The organism is Gordonia paraffinivorans, from assembly GCF_900683595.1.
Taxonomy (GTDB): domain Bacteria; phylum Actinomycetota; class Actinomycetes; order Mycobacteriales; family Mycobacteriaceae; genus Gordonia; species Gordonia paraffinivorans.
The window spans coordinates 1,278,426-1,298,212 of record NZ_CAACYD010000007.1; the positions used below are offsets into that span (position 1 = coordinate 1,278,426).

Sequence of the window (19,787 nt, forward strand, 5' to 3'; positions counted from 1 at the left end):
GTGTGGGACCGCTCGGCCCGCGCCCGTCCCGGTCAGGCCAACCGGGCGACGACCCCGGCGATCAGCACCACGACCCCGCCGATCTCGCCGACGATCAGCGCGATCATGAACGCATACGTCCCCGGGGTCGGGTCGACGAACTGGTTGTCGGTGTCTCGCAATGCGCCGTGCACGCAGTACGACACGATCGCGGCGACGAAGAAGACGACCGGCACCGCGGCGGCGACGACGTTCACCACGGTGGGAAACGAGCTCAGCTCGACCAGCGCGGCGAGGACCAGCGTCGCGAACGAATACAGCAGCGCCGCACGGTGTGCGATGTCCACGTAGAGATGTGCGGTGCGGTCCGGGGATGTCCGGATGCCGTGGTACTTCCACACGCCGAGGACGAGGCCCCACGCGAGGATCGCCCCGGCGACGAGCACGAACACGGTCGTGTCGGTCCCGACGAGGTCGGGGAGCCGGGGGTCGGCGGTGGCGGCCATGATCTGACGCTAGCAGCAGGCCCTCACGCCACGGGAGCGGTCGTGGTCGGCGCGGTCTCCGCGAGAGACGGAGCGGACGGGACGTCGCGCGGCGCGGTGGCCCCGGTCGCGGGGTTCTCGGTCGTGGGGGAGGCGGCCTCGGTCGGGTCGTCGGCCGAGACCTCGGCGGACGCGGGCTCTCCCGACTCCTCGAGGGTCTCCGGCGACGGGGCCGGCTCCGACGTCCCGGCGGACTCGGAGGCCGAGGTGGTTCCCGACTCCGCGGACTCCGTCGTGGTCTCCGGCGCCGCACTCGACTCGGTGGACGACTCGAGCGCCGCGAGGACCGAGGCGTCGAGCGCGGGGGAGGCCGCGGCGGCCTGCTTCGCGGCCAGCACCACCTTCTTCTCCGCCTCCGGCTCCGGGCTGCCCGACGCGGACACGAGCGTCGTCTTCGTGGTGACCGGCGGGTTGTTGCGCAGGGCGTCGAGGACGTGCGGCTTGCCGTCGTTCAGCGCGCGGCCCCAGTTCTCCCAGGTGTGTCCGCCGTAGTTCGGCAGCGAGATCACCGACACCCCGGACTGCTTGGCCTGCAACTGCATCAGGACGGTCGACACCGCCGACAGGATCTCCAGCGCGATGGCCGAGATCTGGTCTTGCGGAGCGAGTTTCGCCAGCTCGGTGGGGGTGAGGAAGCCGTTGCCGGAGGAGATGACGAGGACCTGGCCGTTCTCGGCGAGCCGGCTGACGTTCTTCGACGGGTCGTTGTCGGTCCATCGTGCGCCGCCGGGCGTACCCCACATGTTGACGATGCCGTTGGCATAGTTGGACACCAGGGTCTGCGTCGCGAAGATGCCGAGGGCGCCGATCGGGTTGTCGGTCTGGTAGTAGCCCGACATCGCCTGCACGACCTTGAACTGATCGGGATGGCGTTCGGCCAGGGTGACCGCGGGGCCGCCCGACATCGACAGGCCCACGATGGCGTTGTTGTCGCGCGCCACCCCGAACTGGCTCTCGAGATACGCCGGCAGTTCCTCGGTGAGGAACGTCTCCTGCTTGATGACCGCGTTCTCGGCACCGGCCCCGCCGTCCCAGTCGGTGTAGAACGACGACGCGCCGCCGACCGGCATCACCAGGGTGACATCGGTGGACGTGTCGTAGACGCGGGCGGCGTGCACATCGGTGGTCCAGGCCGAACGGGTCTCACCGGCACGCATGCCGTCGAGGAGGTAGATCGAGGCATCGCTGCCGTTCGAGGCACGGATCTGGACGATGACGTCCTTCTTCTGCGACTCCGACCAGACCTTGCAGTTCTGGACGTAGTACTTCGACGTGTCCCACTCGCAACCGTCGCGCAGCTCTTCGGGGTGTCCGCGCAGCGCCTGGGCGGAGTTGGTGGAGCCGAGCATCATCCCGGCGCCGAACAGCCCGAGCGTGAGTATCGAGACCAGCGAGATCCCGGTCAGGACGCGGTGTCGCGGGGACAGGCGGCGGGATTTCCCGGCAGATCCGGGGGCATGCGGGTGCGACATGGGGCTCCTGACATCGGCGGCCACCGCGACGCCGCGGTGCCGATGTCAGGGATGTCGTCGGGTCCCCTGCGAGTGTTACCGCCGGGGCGTGCTCAGGCGGATCTCGCGGCGCGGATCGCCACCTCGGCGACCTGGCCCGGACACTCCCACCAGAACATGTGGCCGACGCCGGGCCAGCGTTCCAGGGTGGCGCCCGTGATGGCGCCGGCGAGTTTGTCGCCCTCGGCCACGCCGATCACCTCGTCGGCCTCGCCGTGCACGACGGTCGTCGGCACCGCGATCGTCGCGAGCCGGTCGCGCGTGTCGTGCCCGGAACAGGCGAGCGCCTGGTACGCGACGACCGCCGACGGGACCTTGCGACGCGCCGAGAACTCGGTGAACCGCTCGAATTCTCCGGGGCGGGAACAGAATTCGGGGGACAGGTTGACCTCGAACGCGGTCCGTGCGACACGTGCGGCGTCCCGGCTCGCGATGGCCTCGACCAGGCGTCGGGCACCGGGCGCGTCGACCGCTCCGGGGCCGCCCGCGGTGGTGCAGCCGAGCACCACACTGCGCACCCGGTCGGGTGCGGCGAGTACCAGCTCCTGGGCGATCATCCCGCCCATCGAGGTGCCCAGGACGTGAGCGGCATCCCAGCCGAGTCCGTCGAGCACGCCGCGGGCGTCGGCGGCCAGGTCGGCGATGGTGAACCCGCCCTCGGCGCGACTGCTCCCGCCGATGCCGCGATGGTCGTAGACCGCCACCGCGAAGTGTGGGGTGAGGGCGTCGAGCAGCTCGGGTCCCCACATGTCGCGGTGGGCGGACATCCCGGCGATCAGCAGCAGCGGTTCACCGTCGCCGTGGACCTCGACGTCGATGGTGGCGCCCGAGTCGGTCGGGATCAGCATGTGTCTCCTGTGGTTCGCTTCTGTGCTCGTACTGCGTGGGTTCGTGTACCGGCTGGACTCGTGTACCGGGGGGCAAAGTCAGAGTGCGGGATGAGTGCCGCTTCCGGCACCCATCCCGCACTCCGTCCGGGGTCGGCGGGCGTCAGGCGCCGTACCCGAGCAACGACTTGACCTCGAGGTACTCGTCGAAGGCGTAGTCGCTCCACTCGCGGCCGTTGCCGCTCTTCTTGTAGCCGCCGAACGGTGCGACCGGGTCGACGGTGGCGCCGTTCAGGCCGATCGAGCCGGCGCGGATCCGCGAACCGATGCGGCGGACCTCGTCGATGTCCTTGCCGGAGACGTAGCCGGCGAGGCCGTACTCGGTGTCGTTGGCGATCTTGATCGCCTCGTCGATCGAGTCGTATCCGATGACGACGAGTACCGGGCCGAACACCTCGGTGCGGGCGATCTCCATGTCGTTGGTGACATTGGTGAAGACCGTCGGCTTGACGTAGTAGCCGGTCTCGAGGCCCTCCGGGCGGCCGGGGCCGCCGATGACCGGGGTCGCGCCGTCGGCGATGGCGCGCTCGATCAGGCCCTGGATCTTGTCGAACTGCGCCTCGGAGACCACCGGGCCGAGCTGGACGCTGGTGGTCGGGTCGCCGACGGTGAGGTTCGGCTCGACCGACTTGGCGATCTCGGCCACCTCGTCGAGCCGCGAGGACGGCACCAGCATGCGGCTCGGGGCGTTGCAGGACTGTCCCGAGTTCATCATCATCGCGGCGATGCCGCCGGCGACGTTCTTCGCGAAGTCCTCGTCGTCGAGGATGATGTTCGGGCTCTTGCCGCCGAGCTCCTGCGCGACGCGCTTGACCGTCGGCGCAGCGGTCTTGGCGACCTCGATGCCGGCGCGGGTCGAGCCGGTGAACGAGACCATGTCGATGTCGGGATGGGCGGCCAGCGCGGCGCCGACGCCCGGCCCGTCACCGTTGACCAGGTTGAACACGCCCGCGGGAACGCCTGCGGCGTCGAAGATCTCGGCGACGATGGCCGCCGAGAACGGTGCGAGCTCACTCGGCTTGAGGACCATGGTGCAGCCGGTCGCCAGGGCGGGGGCCACCTTGCACATGACCTGGTTCAGCGGCCAGTTCCACGGTGTGATGAAGCCGCAGACGCCGATCGGCTCCTTGACGATGCGGTGTCCGTTGCGGTCCTCGCTGAAGGAGAAGCCGGGCAGCTGGGCGGCGGCGGTCATCAGGTGGCCGAGGCCGATGGGCACCTGGGCGGCGTTGGCGAGGCCGACGGGCGAGCCCATCTCCTCGGTGACCGCGGCGGCGAGATCGCCCATGCGGTTCTGGTACTCGGCGATGACCCGGTTGAGGACGTCGAGTCGCTCCTCGACGGTGGTCTGGCCCCAGGTCTCGAAGGCGCGGCGGGCGGCGTCCACGGCGGCGTCGACGTCGGCCGCGCTGCCGATCGCGACCTGGCCGGCGGCCTTCTCCGTCGCCGGGTTGATCACGTCGATGAGATCGAGCTCGACGGGATCGACCCACTGGCCGTCGATATAGAACTTGGTGATGTCCGGCATGTGAGCCTCCGTGATCGCACTGCTTCTTGTGACAGATGTTGCCTGATTCACACTGTAGGCGCTGAGGTGGTCGAGATCTCGAAAATCCCGGCAGCGGGCGAAGTCGGCGCGACACCCGTTCTGGGACGGTCGTCCCAGCAGGGCCGTTCGGTGGAGCGCGGTTCCGCAGGCGCTAGGGTCGATACATGATCCTCATCGTCGTGAAATGGCCGATCAAGCCCGAATATGCAGATGAATGGCCGGAACTGGCACGCGAGTTCACCGAGGCGACCCGTGCCGAGCCGGGCAACAAGTGGTTCGAGTGGTCGCGGTCCGTCGAGGACCCGAACACCTACGTCCTGGTGGAGGCGTTCGAGGACGACGCCGCCGAGGCGCACGTGACGTCGGCCCACTTCAAGCAGGCCCAGCAGGAGCTGCCGAAGTACCTGCAGCGCACTCCCGACGTCATCAACACCACGATCGACGCGGACGGCTGGTTCGAGCTGGGCGAGTTCCCGGTCGGGTGAGAGCGGGCGTCGCCCTCCGACGCCGGCTAGCTGTACTGACCCGGAACGTTAGGTACAGAGTTCGGCGAGTCGACGTGACATAGGGAAGACCTCCGAGTGAGGTGTGGAGCTGTCTAAGAACCGCTCCTCAACCCGGAGGTCTTCATGTCCCACCGTAATTCACCGCTGTCCCCGACTGGCCGGTTGCGTCTGGCTCGGTGTGTTGTGGACGACCGGTGGCCACTGCGCCGCGCAGCTGACCGGTTCAACGTGTCAGTCACCACGGCCAAGCGATGGGCGGATCGCTACCGCGACCACGGGCCGGCCGGAATGGGTGATCGGTCCAGCCGGCCCCGATCGTGTCCGCATCGCAGCAGCCGGCGCCGGGAACGCCGGGTCGTCGGGTTACGCGTCTCCCGCCGCTGGGGGCCAGCCCGGATCGGATACCACCTGGGGTTGAACGTCTCCACGGTGCACCGCATCCTCACCCGCTACGGCTGCCTACGACTGTCGTGGATCGACCCGGCAACCGGGGCGCCGGTACGTGCCCGCCGGCGCGAGATTCGCCGGTACGAACACCAAGCGCCCGGAGACTTGATCCACGTCGACATCAAAAAGCTCGGCAGAATCCCCGACGGCGGTGGACATCGCGTACACGGCCGCGCCCAGGGCACCCGCAACTCCAGTGCCCACCGCGAGCCTGGACGAACCCGCAAAGTTGCTGGCCGCCCCAACCTGGGGTACGCGTATCTGCATCACGCCGTCGACGACCACTCCCGCTACGCCTACTCCGAGATCCTCGCTGATGAGAAGAAGGAAACCGCGACCGCGTTCATGACTCGGGCGTTGGCGCACTTCGCCTCGATCGGTGTCGCCACCGCGCGAGTGATGACCGACAACGGGTCGTGTTACCGGTCCCGCATATTTCGGGACTTGTTGCACGACAACAAGATCAAGCACTAGCGGACCAGACCGTACCGGCCGCAAACCAACGGCAAGGTCGAACGATTCAACCGGACCCTGCAGGAGGAATGGGCCTACGCCCGTCCCTACCTCAGTGAAACCGAACGCGTCGCGGCCTTCCCCGAGTTCCTTCGCATCTACAATCACGAACGCGGCCACACCGCACTCCGAGGCAACTCACCCGCCGACCGCGTACCCAACCTGTCGGGTCAGTACAACTAGCCGCCGCCGTACACGCTGGACAGGATCGCGATGATCACGCCGGCGAGCGTCAGGATGCCGACCACCCAGGCCATCGCGATCGCCAGGCGGCGCCGCCGGAAGCGCGCGGCGTTGATGGCGATGCCCAGGCACACGAGGATCGCGATCGCGTACAGCGAGATGCCGAGGGTCAGCAAGGCGGCCGAGCTCGACGAACTCGCGGCGAGGGTCTCGGTCGCGATCGGGAGTGGAGCGTGCGCATCTGAGGCCAGTACCCGGGTGGACATGTCCACGAGTACATCACCACCGGAAGCGTGATCCGTATCCGGCCGGGCGTCCCCCTGTCGGCGCGACCAAGCACTTGCTAGGTTGATCCCGTCGATCCGGGCCGTTCGCCCGGCGCGGTTGAGGAGGATGTGTGGACGACGTCACGGGCAAGGTCTTCGTGGTGACCGGCGCGGCGAACGGGATCGGGCGCTGTGTCGCGATCGACCTCGTCTCCCGCGGTGCGACGGTGGTCGGCGCGGACATCAACGAGGTCGGGCTGGCCGAGACGGGACACCTCGTCGCCGACCCCGACCGCTTCCGGTTCCACGTCCTCGACATCGCCGACCGCGAGTCCGTGCAGCAGTTCCCCGACCTCGTCCTCGCCGACACCGGACACGTCGACGGGCTGTTCAACATCGCCGGGATCCCGCAGGACACCCAGCCGATCGCCGAGGTCTCCGACGACCGCATCGACCTGATCACCCGGGTCAACTACTTCGGGACCGTCTGGCTCACCCGGGCCTTCCTCCCGCACCTGGAGAAGCGGCCGGACGGCGGCGTCGTGCTCATCACCTCGAGCCTGTCCGGTCTCGCGCCGTTCCCCGGCGCGGCGTTCTACGGCGCCAGCAAGGCCGCGGTGGCGTTCTTCGGCTACGGCCTCGCGCAGGATCTCCGCGGCCGGAAGTCGAAGGTGACCGTCACGACCGTCCTGCCGGGCACGATCTGGACCGACCTCGTGCGGCAGACGTCGAAGTCGCTCGGAACCCCGGAGGCGCTTGCGAAGAACTTCGCGATGGCGCCGGAGAAGGCCGCGAGCAAGATCATCGACGCGGCCCTGTCCGGTCGGGTGCGCGCGGTGATCGGCAAGGACGCGCACGTGTTCAACGGCGCGCGTCGGCTCAGTTCGCGATTGAGCGAGCGGATGGCCTACGCCCAGGTCGGGCGGTTCGTCTATCGCAGGTCCTAGGCGAGCCGCGCACCGCCGGCGCTGGTGCCCCCAGTCGGACTCGAACCGACACTGTGCCGATTTTAAGTCGGCTGCCTCTGCCAATTGGGCTATGGGGGCCGGGGTTCGTCGCGTCGTCCGACCGTCCTCGGAGAGCATAGTCATCGGCGTCGTAGGCCATCGGCGAGCATTGACGTCCGTAACTTACGGTTGATAACTTAACGCTGTAAAGTCGAACGACGGGTGGGGGCCGCAGCATGGTTCGATCGACACGACTCATCATCTCCATGCCGAAGCGGGTGCTGCTCGGTGCCTTCGTCCTCCTGGTGCTCGCCGGGGCCTATGGCGCGGGCGCCGCGGACAAACTCCTGGCCGGCGGCTACAGCGATCCCGACTCGGCGTCGGCGCAGGCCGAGGAGATCCTCGACGAGACCTTCGACCGGGGTGGCCTGCAGGTCGTGCTGAAGCTCGACGGGCCCGACGGCGTCGACATCTCCCGCGATCCGACGGCGAGATCGGTGGCAGACGCGATCACCGCCGAACTCGGGGCAGACGACGACGTGCAGGACCAGATCCTCTCGGTCTGGACGCAACCCACCCTCGATTCCGCCCTCGTCAGCCGCGACCGGACGTCGGCGCTGATCATCGCGTCCATCGAGGGCGGCGAGGACGCCGCGCCGGGACGCGCCGCCGAGATCGCCGAGACCTTCACCGGCGAGCGCGACGGGATCGACATCCGGGTCGGTGGTCAGGCGCTGGTCTACTCGCAGGTCAACGAGCAGACCTCGTCGGATCTCCTGCTCGCCGAGGCGATCGCCATCCCGATCACCTTCATCGTCCTGATCTTCGTCTTCGGCGGTCTCGTCGCCGCCGCGATCCCGGTCGGCATCGGCATCGTGTCGATCGTTCTCACCATCGCGCTGCTGCGCGTCATCGGTTCGCTGACCGATGTCTCGGTGTTCGCGTTGAACCTGACCACTGCGATGGGTCTCGCGCTCGCGATCGACTACACGCTGCTCCTGTTGACCCGTTATCGCGAGGAGGTCGGCCGGGGATCGTCGCGGCCCGACGCCATCGTGCGCACCCTCGCCACCGCCGGACGGACCGTCGCGTTCTCGGCGGTGACGGTCGCGCTGTCGCTGAGTGCGCTCGCTCTGTTCCCGCAGTACTTCCTGCGGTCATTCGCCTACGCCGGGCTCGGCGTCGTGGTCCTCGCCGCGCTCGCCGCCCTCGTCGTCACCCCGGCCGTTCTGATGGTCCTGGGCGACCGCATCGACTCCCTCGACGCGCGCAGGCCGCTGCGGCGGCTGCTCCGGTTGCCGTCGCCGCAGGACAAAGAACCCGAGGACACCTGGTGGTACCGCCTCGTGCGGTGGGTGATGCGGCATGCGCTGCCCGTCGCGACCGCGGTGATGGTCTTCCTGCTCGTCCTCGGCGCACCGTTCCTGTCCCTGAAGATGGGCTTCCCCGACGACCGGGTGCTCCCGGGGTCGGCGAGCGCACGTCAGATCCAGGACGAGATCCGCCAGGATTTCGACGACGACCTGTCCTCGGCGGTCACCGTCGTCATGCGCGGTCCGATCGACCCCGGCGAGCTGGCCGCCTACACCCGGCAGCTGTCGGAGATCGACGACGTCAACTCCGCGGGCTCGTCGGCCGGCATCTTCGTCTCGGGCGGGCAGGTGGCGCCGGGCAGTCCCGACGACACCCGCGGCGACACCCACGTCCTCAGCATCTCCACCGACCGCGCGGTGATGAGCGAGGGCGCGATCGAACAGCTCGACGCCATGCGGGCCCTGCCGGTGCCGGCGGGAACCGAGGTCTGGTTCACCGGCCTCACCGCGGTCACCGACGACACCGTCGACTCCATCTACGCGCACCTGCCGTGGGTCCTCGGGCTGATCGCGGTCGCCACGTTCATCCTGCTGTTCCTCTTCACCGGCAGCGTCGTGCTCCCGCTGAAGGCGCTCGTCCTGAACATCCTGTCGCTGTCGGCGACCTTCGGCGCGATGGTGTGGTTCTTCCAGGAGGGCCACCTCGGTGGTCTGGGCACCACCGCCACCGGGACGCTCAACGCGACCATGCCGGTGCTGCTGTTCTGCGTCGCCTTCGGACTCTCGATGGACTACGAGGTGTTCCTGCTCGGCCGCATCCGCGAGGAGTGGCTGCACTCCGGACGCACTCGCGCCGACAACGACCACGCGGTGGCGCTGGGCCTGGCGCGCACGGGCAAGGTCGTCACCGCCGCCGCGCTGCTGATGAGCATCGTGTTCGCCGCGATCGCCGCCTCCGAGGTGTCGTTCATGCGTATGTTCGGGGTGGGGCTGACGCTTGCGGTCCTGATGGACGCGACCCTGGTCCGGATGTTCCTGGTCCCCGCGTTCATGCGCCTGGCCGGACGCGCCAACTGGTGGGCCCCGGCCCCGCTGCGGAGGCTCCACGATCGCTTCGGGCTGTCCGAGGAGATGCCCGAACACCTGTCGGCAACCCCGGGAGAACGCGCAGGCACAGGAGAACGGTGAGGACACACAGACGGGCGAGGTCGCCGCGTGGCGCCGGCGAGATCCTCGCCGAGGAGATCATCGAGGCGGCCGGCGAACTGCTCGTCGAGAACGGCGACGACTCGGCGATGTCGATCCGCGCCGTCGCGACCCGCGTCGGGGTCACGCCACCGTCGATCTACCTGCACTTCGCCGACAAGGACGCACTTCTCGACGCGGTGTGCGCCCGCTACTTCGAGCGGCTCGACGACGAGCTCGCCGCTGCCGCCGCCGACGTCGACGACCCGCTCGAACGGGTGTTGCGCCTCGGGCTCGCCTACGTCCGCTTCGCGCTGGCCACCCCGGTGCTGTACCGGGTGGCCTTCCGCAACCGGGCCGAGGGGTCGGCGCCGTCGAAGGTCGACGAGGTGCTGGCCGCGAGTGCCCACACCCGATTCGTCGGCACGGTCGCCGAACTCGCCGAGGAAGGCCTGTTCCGTCCCGAGGAGGTCGAGGACGTCGTCCTGGAGTTGTGGGCGGCGGCCCACGGCGTGGTGTCGCTGATGATGGCCAAGGGCGGTCTCGACTGGGGGGACGATCTCGAGCGGGCCGAGTCGGTGCTGAAGGCGGTGTGCCTCGGGCGGGCGCTGCTGACGCGCCGGCCCGGGTGCGCCGACCTCCACGTGGCCCGGGATTGGCTGCGTGACCTGCCCGCCGACATCGCGCCGACGCAGGACAACGACAACTCGGTCAAGGGCCGGTAAAGTCGGATTCGACACGGTCGACTCGACAACCCACCTGGAACTCACCGGGTCGGCGAGACGTTGAGTGGATGTAATCCGAACCCATTGAAGGAGCGCTTGGTGCGAGAGAGCAGCAATCCGGTGATGCGCGGCGTGGTCCGCGACAATCAGCCCGGATACGCGGGATTCGGGGCCGGCATGGCCGGCGCCGGCGCCGCGATGAACCAGTTCGGTCAGCAGACCGATCCCTACGCACAGCCGGCACCCCCCACCACCCGCCAGCTGACCATCGACGACGTGGTCACCAAGACCGCGATGACCCTCGGCGTCCTGACGATCACGGCCATCGCGGCCTACTTCGCCATCGCCAGCCGGGATACCGAATCCGCGCAGGCCGCGATGGCGATGCCGCTGATGCTGGTCGGCGCCATCGGCGGTCTGGTCCTCGTCCTCATCGCGTCGTTCGGACGCAAGCAGGACAACCCGGCGATCGTCTTGGCCTACGCGGCCCTCGAGGGTCTGTTCGTCGGCTCCATCTCGTTCGTCTTCGGCAACTGGGCCGTCGCCGGCGACGTCTCGGCCGGAGCGCTGATCGGCCAGGCGGTGCTGGGTACGTTCGGCGTGTTCTTCGGCATGCTGTTCGTGTACAAGATCGGCGCCATCCGCGTCACGCCGCGGTTCACCCGCATGCTCTTCGCCGGCATGATCGGCGTCCTCGTCCTCATGGTCGGCAACCTGCTGCTGAGCCTCTTCGGCGTCTCGACCCCGCTGCGCGACGGCGGTCCGATCGCGATCATCTTCTCGCTGGTCTGCATCGCGCTCGCCGCGTTCAGCTTCCTCCTGGACTTCGACGCCGCGGATCGCCTGATCCGCGCCGGCGCCCCCGACCGTGCGGCCTGGGGCATCGCGCTCGGCCTGACCGTCACCCTGGTCTGGCTGTACGTCGAGATCCTCCGACTCCTCAGCTACTTCAACCAGGACTAGCGGTCCAGTAGCGAGAACCGACACCGCCGGCGCGGTCGTCCCCTTCCGGGGGCGGCCGCGCCGGCGCTTTTCGTCCCGGAGCCGGTCCGGAATGTTGCAGCTGCAACAAAACGCGCGAACATGTGGGACACGGTGACGAATTCTCGGCAGAAACGTCCCGCGAACGGTGGGATCGTGCAGAAATGGTGTTCTTTCTGAGTCAGTTCGCGCTGATGATCGTCGGCGCCGTCGTGCACATCCTGGTGGACCGGTCGGCGCGTCGCCGCACCACCGGCCGCGTGGCAGAACTCGTCCTGCTCTGGGTCCTCGTCCCGGCAGGCGTCTTCGGCATCCTGGGCGGCATCGGGCATGTCGGGCCCAATGCCGCGGAGGTCGCCAAGGAGATCGGTCCGGACTTCGTCCCCGGCATGTTCCAGTGGGAACTGGGCTGGAACGACATCGCGGTCGGCATCCTCTGCGTCCTGACCTTCCTGGTCCGCAACCGCGGCGGCTGGCTCGACGCGGCGGTCTGGGCGTTGGCGGTCAGCTACGGCGGCGACCTCGCCGGGCACATCTCGCAGTACTACATCCACGACAACCACGCCACGAACAACGCGTGGGCGATCCCCGTCGAGATCTACATCGTCGGAGTGGCCGTGATCGCGTGGGCGATCTGCCGAAAGACAACCCCCCGTCGCGAATCGATCCTGGGACCGAATGCGACGAGGGGTGTCGAAGAGGGAGTCGTGGCTCCTACCCGGTGAAGCTCCGCGCGGGCGTCAGTTGAGGCGCTCGAGGATCATCGCCATACCCTGACCGCCGCCGACGCACATCGACTCGATGCCGAACGTCTTGTCGTGGGTGCGGAGGTTGTTGAGCAGGGTCGTGGTGATGCGGGCGCCGGTCATGCCGAACGGGTGACCGAGCGCGATCGCACCGCCGGACACGTTCAGCTTGTCGTGGTCGATGCCGAGTTCGTTCGCCGAGCCGAGCACCTGAACGGCGAACGCCTCGTTGATCTCGAAGAGATCGATGTCCGACAGCGACATCCCGGCGACGCGGAGGACCTTGCGGATCGCCTCGATCGGGCCGAGGCCCATGATCTCCGGCGAGAGCCCGGTGGCCGCGGTCGCGACGACGCGCGCCAGCGGCGTCAGGCCGAGCTCCTTGGCCTTGGTGTCGCTCATGACGACCAACGCGGCGGCGCCGTCGTTGAGCGGGCACGCGTTACCCGCGGTGATGGTGCCGTCGGGCCGGAACACCGGCTTGAGCTGCGAGACCTTTTCGTAGGTGGTTCCCGCGCGCGGGCCGTCGTCGGTGGTCACCTTGGTGCCGTCGGGCAGCGTGACCGGGTCGATCTCGCGCTCGAAGAAGCCGGACTTGATCGCCTCCTCGGCGCGGTTCTGGCTCAGCACGCCCCAGCGGTCCTGGTCCTCGCGGGAGATGCCGGTGAGGGTGGCGACGTTCTCGGCCGTCTGGCCCATCGCGATGTAGACGTCGGGCAGGAGGCCGTCCTGGCGCGGATCGTGCCAGACGCCGGCGCCGCCCTGGGCGGCCTGCTCGGTGCGCGCCTGCGCGTCGTCGAAGAGCGGGTTCTTGGAGTTGGGGGCACCGTCGGCGCCGCCGGAGATGCCGAAGCTCGAGACGCTCTCGACGCCGCCGGAGATGATGACGTCGGCCTCGCCGGCCTTGATCGCGTGCATGGCCATTCGGGTGGTCTGCAGCGACGACGAGCAGTACCGGTTCACCGTCACGCCGGGGACGTGGTCGTAGCCGAGTTCGACGGCGATCACGCGGGCGATGTTGTAGGCGCCCTGGCCGCCGGGTTGTCCGATGCCCCAGTGGATGTCCTCGATGTCGGCCGGGTCGAGTTCCGGGACCTTCGCGAGGGCGGCGGCCACCATCTGGCGCGAGAGTTCGTCCGGGCGGACGTCCTTCAGCGAGCCCTTGGCGGCGCGGCCGATCGGGGAGCGGGCGGTGGAGACGATCACTGCTTCAGCCATGCCCTCACGCTACTCCCACCCGACCAAGCATGTGCTTGGTCGGGTCCGAAGAGATTCACATCACGCCGGGCGCAGGAGACGGCGGAGACCGGTGACCGCCTTGGGTTCCTCCACCGCCGCCGACTCCTCGGGCGGCTCCGGCAACGGCGCGGAACCCCACTCGCCGATCGCGTCGAGGACCGGCGGGAGGAGGATGTCGGCGGCGAGCGCGTAGCCCGCCGCGGACGGGTGGTATTGGTCGGGCGAGAGCATGTACTCGCGTTTGGCGCGGAACTCCGCGGCCAGCAGGTCGGCCAGGGGGACGGGGTGACCGCCCGCCCCGCGGACCGCCGACCGCTGTGCCGCGGCGAGTCGGAGTCCCCACTGCCGCAGGACCGTCCGCAGCGGCTGCGGTATCGCGGTGATGACCCCGAAGTCTGGGCAGGTGCCGACGACGACCTTCGCGCCGCCGCCGACGAGCAGGCGGACCGCCTCGCCGAGGCGGCGTGCCGACGCGCGGATGCCGTTGCGCGAGGTCACGTCGTTCGCGCCGATCAGGATGATCGCGACGTCCGGGCGTTCGCGGGCGATGAACATCGCGTCGATCTGGGCGGCGAGTCCCTTGGAGGTCGCGCCCACGATCGCCTTGTTGGCGTAGCGCACCGTCTTGCCCGTCGCGGCGGCGACCCGACGGGCCACCTGTACGCCAGGCGTCTCGTCGGCGGAGTCGACGCCGAGCCCGGCGGCCGTCGAGTCGCCGAACACGGCGAGGAACAGATCGACGTGGGCGTCGCGGGTGTAGCGGGTGACTGAGCCGTCGGGGTGGTAGACGCCGTCGCCGTCGGGGGCGTTGTCGGTGCGGTGGGGGATCACCGTTCGGGCGGTCGCCGCCTGGGCGTTGAGGTAGTTCCACATGGCCCAACCGGCCCCGGCGCCGGCTGCCGTGGCGGCCGCCGTGGCGCCCACGTCGCGGCCGATGCGCGCCCAGAATCGGCCGTCGGTCACCACCTCGCGACTCAGACCCGACACGGCCACCAGTCTAGAGAAGCGGCCGGGTGTCGGGCGTCGGTTCGACTCTGGGACCATGGAGACATGCGCATCGCCAATCACGTCGTCGACCTGGTGGGCAACACCCCGCTGGTCAAGCTGAACTCCGTGACCAAACCCGGATCGGGCCTGGTCGCGGCCAAGGTGGAGTACCTCAATCCCGGTGGCAGCAGCAAGGACCGGATCGCGCTTCGCATGGTCGAGGCCGCCGAGAAGTCCGGCGAGCTGAAGCCCGGCGGGACGATCGTCGAGCCGACGTCGGGCAACACCGGCGTCGGTCTCGCGCTGGTCGCGCAGCAGCGCGGGTACAAGTGCGTGTTCGTCTGCCCCGACAAGGTCGGCGAGGACAAGCGCAACGTGCTGCGCGCCTACGGCGCCGAGGTGGTCGTCTGCCCGACGGCCGTGCCCCCGGAGCATCCCGACAGCTACTACAGCGTCTCCGACCGTCTGGTGCGTGAGATCGAGGGCGCGTGGAAGCCCAACCAGTACGCCAATCCGGCCGGCCCGCAGAGTCACTACGAGACCACCGGCCCGGAGATCTGGCGCGACACCGAGGGCAAGGTCACGCACTTCGTCGCCGGCGTCGGCACCGGCGGCACCATCACCGGCACCGGCCGCTACCTCAAGGAGGTCTCGAACGGTGCGGTGAAGGTCGTCGGCGTCGACCCCGAGGGATCGGTCTACTCCGGCGGCACCGGACGCCCGTACCTCGTCGAGGGCGTCGGCGAGGACTTCTGGCCGGACGCCTACGACCCGAGCATCCCGGACGAGATCATCGCCGTCTCCGACGCCGACTCGTTCGACATGACCCGCCGCCTCGCCCGCGAGGAGGGCCTGCTGGTCGGCGGCTCGTGCGGCATGGCCGTGGTGGCCGCGCTGCAGGTCGCCGAGCGTGAGGGTCCCGACGCCGTCGTCGTCGTGCTGCTGCCCGACGGCGGTCGCGGCTACATGGGCAAGATCTTCAACGACAAATGGATGAGCAGCTACGGCTTCCTGCGCACGCCGCTCGACGCCAACACCAAGGAGCCGCTCGTCGGAGACGTGCTGCGCGACAAGACCGGTGAGCTGCCCGACCTGGTCCACACACATCCGCAGGAGACCCTGCGCGACGCCATCGAGATCATGCGCGAGTACGGCGTATCGCAGATGCCGGTCGTCGGCGCCGAGCCGCCGGTGATGGCCGGCGAGGTCGCGGGCGCGGTCACCGAGCGCGATCTGCTCAGCGCGGTCTTCGAGGGTCGCGCCAGCCTCGCCGACCCGGTGTCGGCCCACATGGGCGAGCCGTTCCCGCTGATCGGTTCCGGTGAGCCCATCAGCGCCGCCACCAAGGCCCTCGGCGACTGCGACGCACTGATGGTCGTCGAGGACGGCAAGCCCATCGGCGTCATCACGCGCCACGACCTGCTCGCATACGTCTCGAGCCACCCGATCGTCGGATAGGAGCACCCCCACCGTGAGTGAACGACGCAGTGCCGCGGATTCGGTTCGCTGGCAGGGCTTCTCGACCCGCGCCATCCACGCCGGCTACGACCCGGACCCGCAGACCGGCGCGGTCAACGTGCCGATCTATGCGAGCTCGACCTTCGCCCAGGACGGCGTCGGCGGCCTGCGCGACGGCTTCGAGTACGCCCGCACCGGCAACCCGACCCGACGCGCACTCGAGGCCAACATCGCCGCGCTCGAGCACGGCACCTACGGTCGCGGCTTCGCCTCAGGCATGGCGGCCACCGACTGCCTGCTGCGCTCCGCCCTGCGACCCGGCGACCACCTCGTCATCCCGAACGACGCCTACGGCGGCACCTTCCGGCTCATCGACAAGGTGTTCACCCAGTGGGGTATCACCTACTCGGTGGCGCCGGTGACCGACGTCGACGCCGTGCGCGCGGCGATCCGCCCGGAGACCAAGCTCGTCTGGGTCGAGACGCCGACCAACCCGCTGCTCAACGTCGGCGACATCGAGGCGATCGCCGCAGTCGCCCACGAGGCCGGCGCGAAGCTGGTGGTGGACAACACCTTTGCCTCTCCGTACCTGCAGCAGCCGCTCTCGCTCGGCGCCGACGTGGTGCTGCACTCGACGACGAAGTACCTCGGCGGTCACTCCGATGTCGTCGGCGGTGCGCTGGTCACCGACAGCGAGGAGCTCGACGAGGCGTTCGCGTTCCTGCAGAACGGCGCGGGCGCGGTGCCCGGACCGTTCGACGGCTACCTGACGATGCGCGGCATCAAGACCCTCGCCGTGCGCATGGACCGCCATTGCGACAACGCCGAGAAGGTCGTCGAGTTCCTCAGCGGGCACGACAAGATCGAGAAGGTGCTGTACCCGGGGCTCGAGGACCATCCCGGTCACGCGGTCGCGGCCAAGCAGATGAAGCGCTTCGGCGGCATGGTGTCGGTCCTGGTGAAGGGCGGCATCGAGGAGGCCAAGGCGTTCTGCGCGCGCACCGAGGTGTTCACGCTCGCCGAATCGCTGGGCGGCATCGAGTCCCTCATCGAGCACCCGGGCGCGATGACCCACGCGTCGACCGCGGGATCGCTCCTGGAGGTCCCCGCCAACCTCGTCCGCCTGTCGGTGGGCATCGAGGACATCGACGACATCCTGGGCGACCTGGAGAACGCACTGCGCTGACGCGCCGAGGTCGGCGGCATGACGCCCGGATCCGTGGATACTGGGCGTCATGCTGCTGACCGGAGCCGATGTCGAGAAGGCGGTCGCCGAACTGGCCGGGGTCATCCGGCGGACGCCGATGATCGCCTCCCGCGTGTTGTCGGAGCGCACCGGCGCCGACGTCTGGTTGAAGTGCGAGAACCTGCAGCGCACCGGGTCGTTCAAACCGCGGGGCGCCTATCTGCGGATCTCGCGACTCTCCGATTCCGAGCGGGCTCGCGGCGTGGTCGCGGCGAGTGCGGGCAACCACGCGCAGGGAGTCGCGTGGTCGGCGACCGAGCTCGGCATCGCCTCCCGCGTCTACATGCCCGAAGGCGCGTCGCTGCCCAAGATCGCGGCGACGAAAGCCTATGGCGCGGAGGTCATCCTGGCGGGTGAGACCGTCGACGACGCCCTCGTCGAGGCGCAGCGGCATGCGGACCGGACCGGAGCGGTCCTGATCCACCCGTTCGACCACCCCGACGTCGTCGCCGGGCAGTCCACGGTCGGCGCGGAGATCGTCGAACAACTCCCGGGCGTGTCCAGCGTCGTCGTGCCGCTGGGCGGCGGTGGCCTGCTCGCCGGTGTCGCCGCCGCGATGCGGGCCTCGCGTCCGGACGTCGAGGTGATCGGGGTCCAGGCGGCCCAGGCCGCGGCGTGGCCCGCATCGCTGGCAGCGAACCACCCGGTGCCGGCGGTGTCGATGAACACCGTTGCCGACGGCATCGCGGTCGCCAGGCCCGGCGACGTGCCATTCGAACATGCCTCCGAGTACGTGGACCGGGTGGTCACCGTCAGCGAGGAGGAGCTCAGCACGGCGCTGTTGCTGATGCTCGAGCGGGCCAAGATGGTGATCGAACCGGCGGGGGCCGCGGGCGTCGCCGCCGCCGTCGGCGGTCTGCTCGACCTGTCCGGCACGGTGTGCGTCGTCTTGTCCGGGGGCAACATCGACCCCTTGCTGCTGCGGCATGTCATCACCCACGGACTCACCGCGGCCGGGCGGTTCCTGACCTTCACGGCCACCGTCTCCGACCGCCCGGGTGGATTGCTCGCCCTGCTGGAGTTGCTCCGTGACCAGGGCGCGAGCGTTCTCGACGTCGTGCACTCACGCGTCGCCGACGACCTCTACCTCGGCGAGGTGCAGGTGACCGTCAGCGTGGAGACGCGTGGACCCGACCACCAGCTGTCCGTGCGACGGGCGTTGGGGGACGCGGGTTTCCTGCGCGAGGATGCGCGCTGAGGTCGCGGACGGGGTCTTCCCCCTGATCGGCGATCGGGCCGTTACGTCGCCGACGGCAGATGCGCGAAGTACTTGAGCGTGTCCGCCTCGATCGTCTTGTACACCGTCGCCGACGCCGGGCCGGAAAACGCCGCGACCGCCTTGGACGTCGTGGGTAGTTCGAGGGCGAAGGTCCAGCGCAAGCGGCAGCCGACCTCCGCCGGATCGATCTGTGTGGCCTCGCCGAAGCGCCTCATGCCTGGGACGTTGGCGCTCTTCACGCGGAATGCGTTGTGGTACTTGCCGTTGTCGGCGTCTTCGGTCCAGTGGAAGAAGTCTTCCTCGAGTGTCACGTAACCCGGGCCGAGAACCGCTCTGCGCGTGGCACCCGCGCCGTACGGCGGCGGCGAGGTGAACGTGATCGACTTGATCGCCCGGCACCAGTCGAGCGTCCCCTGACGGGTGAACTCGGCCCACGCCCGCGCGGGCGTCACCGGGAGTCTGACGTCGATCACGTGGCGCACGGGTGCGTCGTCGAAGAAGTCGATGTCAAAGGATTCCAGGGCGTAGGTGCGTGCCATGGGCCCATTGAAACACCGGCACGACCGTCCCACAGGCGGTTCCGCGGACGGGCCCGCGTGCGGTCGCGGGGGCGGTTCCACCTCTCGTCCGTGATACCGCCGACGAGACCGATGGTGGAAAAGCGGAGAACCGATGGATATGGGACCAGGAATAGATTCGTCCGATCGGACGACAATAGGCCACGCCGTTTCTGTCATACCCCCGTGACATCTTCATGTGCAGACGCGGCCCACTTCCCGGGGCGCTCGAAGAGAAGGACGTGCGATGAATTTTTCATGGACAAGGAAATGGCCATGGGCGGCCGGCGTCCTGGCCGCATTCGTGGTGGCGATCGGGGTACTGGCCGGCACGGGCGGGGTCGGCCCCGAGTCGACGGCGGCTCCGTGGCCGGCGGAGGTGTCGCAGGTGACGGTGAAGCTCGCCTCGGAGCGGTCGAATGCCGTGGCCATGGCGCGGGACTACCTCGAGATCTCCGGTTTCTCCAGGTCAGGGCTGATCGATCAGCTCGAGTACGAAGGCTTCTCGACGTCGGACGCGACGGCGGCGGTGAACCAACTCGAAGCCGACGGCGAGGTCGACTGGTACGAGCAGGCGGCGCGGACGGCGCGGTCCTACCGCGAGATCTCGCCGTTCTCGCGGAAGGGCTTGATCGAACAGCTGGAGTACGAGGGTTTCACGTATCAGCAGGCCGTATACGGAGCCGACCACAGCTGAAATCTGATGTCGGCGTGCTGTCGATCATCGGATGTAATGTCCCGGAATTGAACGCAATGGTCCCGTTTTCGGGGTCGATTGGTTCGGCTGAAGGGCATGAA

18 protein-coding genes, 1 tRNA gene and 1 pseudogene are annotated in these 19,787 nt (G+C 68.9%); 11 read left to right on the forward strand and 9 right to left on the reverse strand.

The window, feature by feature from the left end:
* Window positions 1–32 precede the first annotated feature (32 nt).
* From E1P53_RS18865 to E1P53_RS18880, 4 genes are all read right to left on the reverse strand, one after another.
* On the reverse strand, window positions 33–485 hold the full coding sequence (locus tag E1P53_RS18865; RefSeq protein WP_131735172.1) for a hypothetical protein: 453 nt from the start codon (window positions 483–485) through the stop codon (window positions 33–35).
* A gap of 23 nt (window positions 486–508) precedes the next feature.
* Entirely contained in the window at window positions 509–1,996 is a 1,488-nt protein-coding gene (locus E1P53_RS18870) for an alpha/beta hydrolase (RefSeq protein ID WP_131735173.1), read from the reverse strand.
* Window positions 1,997–2,088: 92 nt separating this feature from the next.
* Window positions 2,089–2,883 carry an alpha/beta fold hydrolase gene (locus E1P53_RS18875; RefSeq protein ID WP_131735174.1) on the reverse strand — a complete coding sequence of 265 codons (795 nt, stop codon included), beginning with the start codon at window positions 2,881–2,883 and terminating at the stop codon, window positions 2,089–2,091.
* A 142-nt stretch (window positions 2,884–3,025) separates the two neighbouring features.
* Window positions 3,026–4,450 carry an aldehyde dehydrogenase family protein gene (locus tag E1P53_RS18880; protein WP_006902211.1) on the reverse strand — a complete coding sequence of 475 codons (1,425 nt, stop codon included), beginning with the start codon at window positions 4,448–4,450 and terminating at the stop codon, window positions 3,026–3,028.
* Between the two features lie 185 nt (window positions 4,451–4,635).
* Here E1P53_RS18880 and E1P53_RS18885 point away from each other — a divergent pair, with 185 nt between their 5' ends.
* Both E1P53_RS18885 and E1P53_RS18890 read left to right on the forward strand, forming a co-directional pair.
* Entirely contained in the window at window positions 4,636–4,956 is a 321-nt protein-coding gene (locus E1P53_RS18885) for a putative quinol monooxygenase (protein WP_006902212.1), read from the forward strand.
* A 144-nt stretch (window positions 4,957–5,100) separates the two neighbouring features.
* Window positions 5,101–6,120: pseudogene (locus E1P53_RS18890) on the forward strand (IS481 family transposase).
* Here the strand turns inward: E1P53_RS18890 and E1P53_RS18895 are convergent.
* Complete coding sequence (locus E1P53_RS18895; RefSeq protein WP_083900285.1) at window positions 6,117–6,386, reverse strand: hypothetical protein; 270 nt, start codon at window positions 6,384–6,386, stop codon at window positions 6,117–6,119. The pseudogene E1P53_RS18890 and the gene E1P53_RS18895 overlap by 4 nt on opposite strands.
* A 131-nt stretch (window positions 6,387–6,517) precedes the next feature.
* Between E1P53_RS18895 and E1P53_RS18900 the strand changes: the two genes are divergently transcribed.
* On the forward strand, window positions 6,518–7,333 hold the full coding sequence (locus E1P53_RS18900) for an SDR family NAD(P)-dependent oxidoreductase (protein WP_006902182.1): 816 nt from the start codon (window positions 6,518–6,520) through the stop codon (window positions 7,331–7,333).
* Between the two features lie 22 nt (window positions 7,334–7,355).
* Here E1P53_RS18900 and E1P53_RS18905 read toward each other — a convergent pair.
* Window positions 7,356–7,432, reverse strand: a tRNA-Leu gene (locus tag E1P53_RS18905).
* Window positions 7,433–7,569: 137 nt separating this feature from the next.
* On the opposite strand from E1P53_RS18905, the gene E1P53_RS18910 reads away from it, so the two are divergent.
* The 4 genes from E1P53_RS18910 to E1P53_RS18925 all read left to right on the forward strand — a co-directional run bounded on the left by E1P53_RS18910 (window position 7,570) and on the right by E1P53_RS18925 (window position 12,262).
* Complete coding sequence (locus E1P53_RS18910) at window positions 7,570–9,834, forward strand: MMPL family transporter (RefSeq protein WP_131735175.1); 2,265 nt, start codon at window positions 7,570–7,572, stop codon at window positions 9,832–9,834.
* A complete protein-coding gene (locus E1P53_RS18915) occupies window positions 9,831–10,556 on the forward strand; it encodes a TetR/AcrR family transcriptional regulator (protein WP_109239944.1) in 726 nt (241 codons plus the stop codon). Before E1P53_RS18910 ends, E1P53_RS18915 begins: the two co-directional genes overlap by 4 nt.
* A gap of 99 nt (window positions 10,557–10,655) precedes the next feature.
* Window positions 10,656–11,519: a Bax inhibitor-1/YccA family protein gene (locus tag E1P53_RS18920; protein WP_006902179.1), complete on the forward strand. Its 864-nt coding sequence runs from the start codon at window positions 10,656–10,658 to the stop codon at window positions 11,517–11,519.
* Between the two features lie 182 nt (window positions 11,520–11,701).
* Window positions 11,702–12,262, forward strand: coding sequence for a DUF6790 family protein (locus E1P53_RS18925; protein WP_131735176.1), 561 nt, complete (start codon window positions 11,702–11,704; stop codon window positions 12,260–12,262).
* 15 nt (window positions 12,263–12,277) lie between these two features.
* Here E1P53_RS18925 and E1P53_RS18930 read toward each other — a convergent pair whose 3' ends face one another.
* Together E1P53_RS18930 and E1P53_RS18935 are read right to left on the reverse strand one after the other, a co-directional pair.
* Window positions 12,278–13,501, reverse strand: coding sequence for an acetyl-CoA C-acetyltransferase (locus tag E1P53_RS18930; protein ID WP_131735177.1), 1,224 nt, complete (start codon window positions 13,499–13,501; stop codon window positions 12,278–12,280).
* 60 nt (window positions 13,502–13,561) lie between these two features.
* Window positions 13,562–14,515, reverse strand: coding sequence for an SGNH/GDSL hydrolase family protein (locus tag E1P53_RS18935; protein ID WP_181371911.1), 954 nt, complete (start codon window positions 14,513–14,515; stop codon window positions 13,562–13,564).
* A 57-nt stretch (window positions 14,516–14,572) separates the two neighbouring features.
* On the opposite strand from E1P53_RS18935, the gene E1P53_RS18940 reads away from it, so the two are divergent.
* Genes E1P53_RS18940 through ilvA form a run of 3 tightly spaced genes read left to right on the forward strand, consistent with a single transcriptional unit; the run spans window position 14,573 to window position 18,411 of the window.
* On the forward strand, window positions 14,573–15,967 hold the full coding sequence (locus E1P53_RS18940; RefSeq protein ID WP_006902175.1) for a cystathionine beta-synthase: 1,395 nt from the start codon (window positions 14,573–14,575) through the stop codon (window positions 15,965–15,967).
* 13 nt (window positions 15,968–15,980) lie between these two features.
* Entirely contained in the window at window positions 15,981–17,153 is a 1,173-nt protein-coding gene (locus tag E1P53_RS18945; RefSeq protein WP_109239942.1) for a cystathionine gamma-synthase, read from the forward strand.
* A gap of 49 nt (window positions 17,154–17,202) precedes the next feature.
* A complete protein-coding gene (gene ilvA / locus E1P53_RS18950) occupies window positions 17,203–18,411 on the forward strand; it encodes a threonine ammonia-lyase (RefSeq protein WP_131735178.1) in 1,209 nt (402 codons plus the stop codon).
* A gap of 41 nt (window positions 18,412–18,452) precedes the next feature.
* Here the strand turns inward: ilvA and E1P53_RS18955 are convergent, their stop codons facing one another.
* Window positions 18,453–18,971 carry an SRPBCC family protein gene (locus tag E1P53_RS18955; protein WP_109239940.1) on the reverse strand — a complete coding sequence of 173 codons (519 nt, stop codon included), beginning with the start codon at window positions 18,969–18,971 and terminating at the stop codon, window positions 18,453–18,455.
* 265 nt (window positions 18,972–19,236) lie between these two features.
* Here E1P53_RS18955 and E1P53_RS18960 point away from each other — a divergent pair, with 265 nt between their 5' ends.
* Window positions 19,237–19,686: an Ltp family lipoprotein gene (locus E1P53_RS18960; protein WP_131735179.1), complete on the forward strand. Its 450-nt coding sequence runs from the start codon at window positions 19,237–19,239 to the stop codon at window positions 19,684–19,686.
* The last annotated feature ends 101 nt before the right edge of the window (window positions 19,687–19,787 follow it).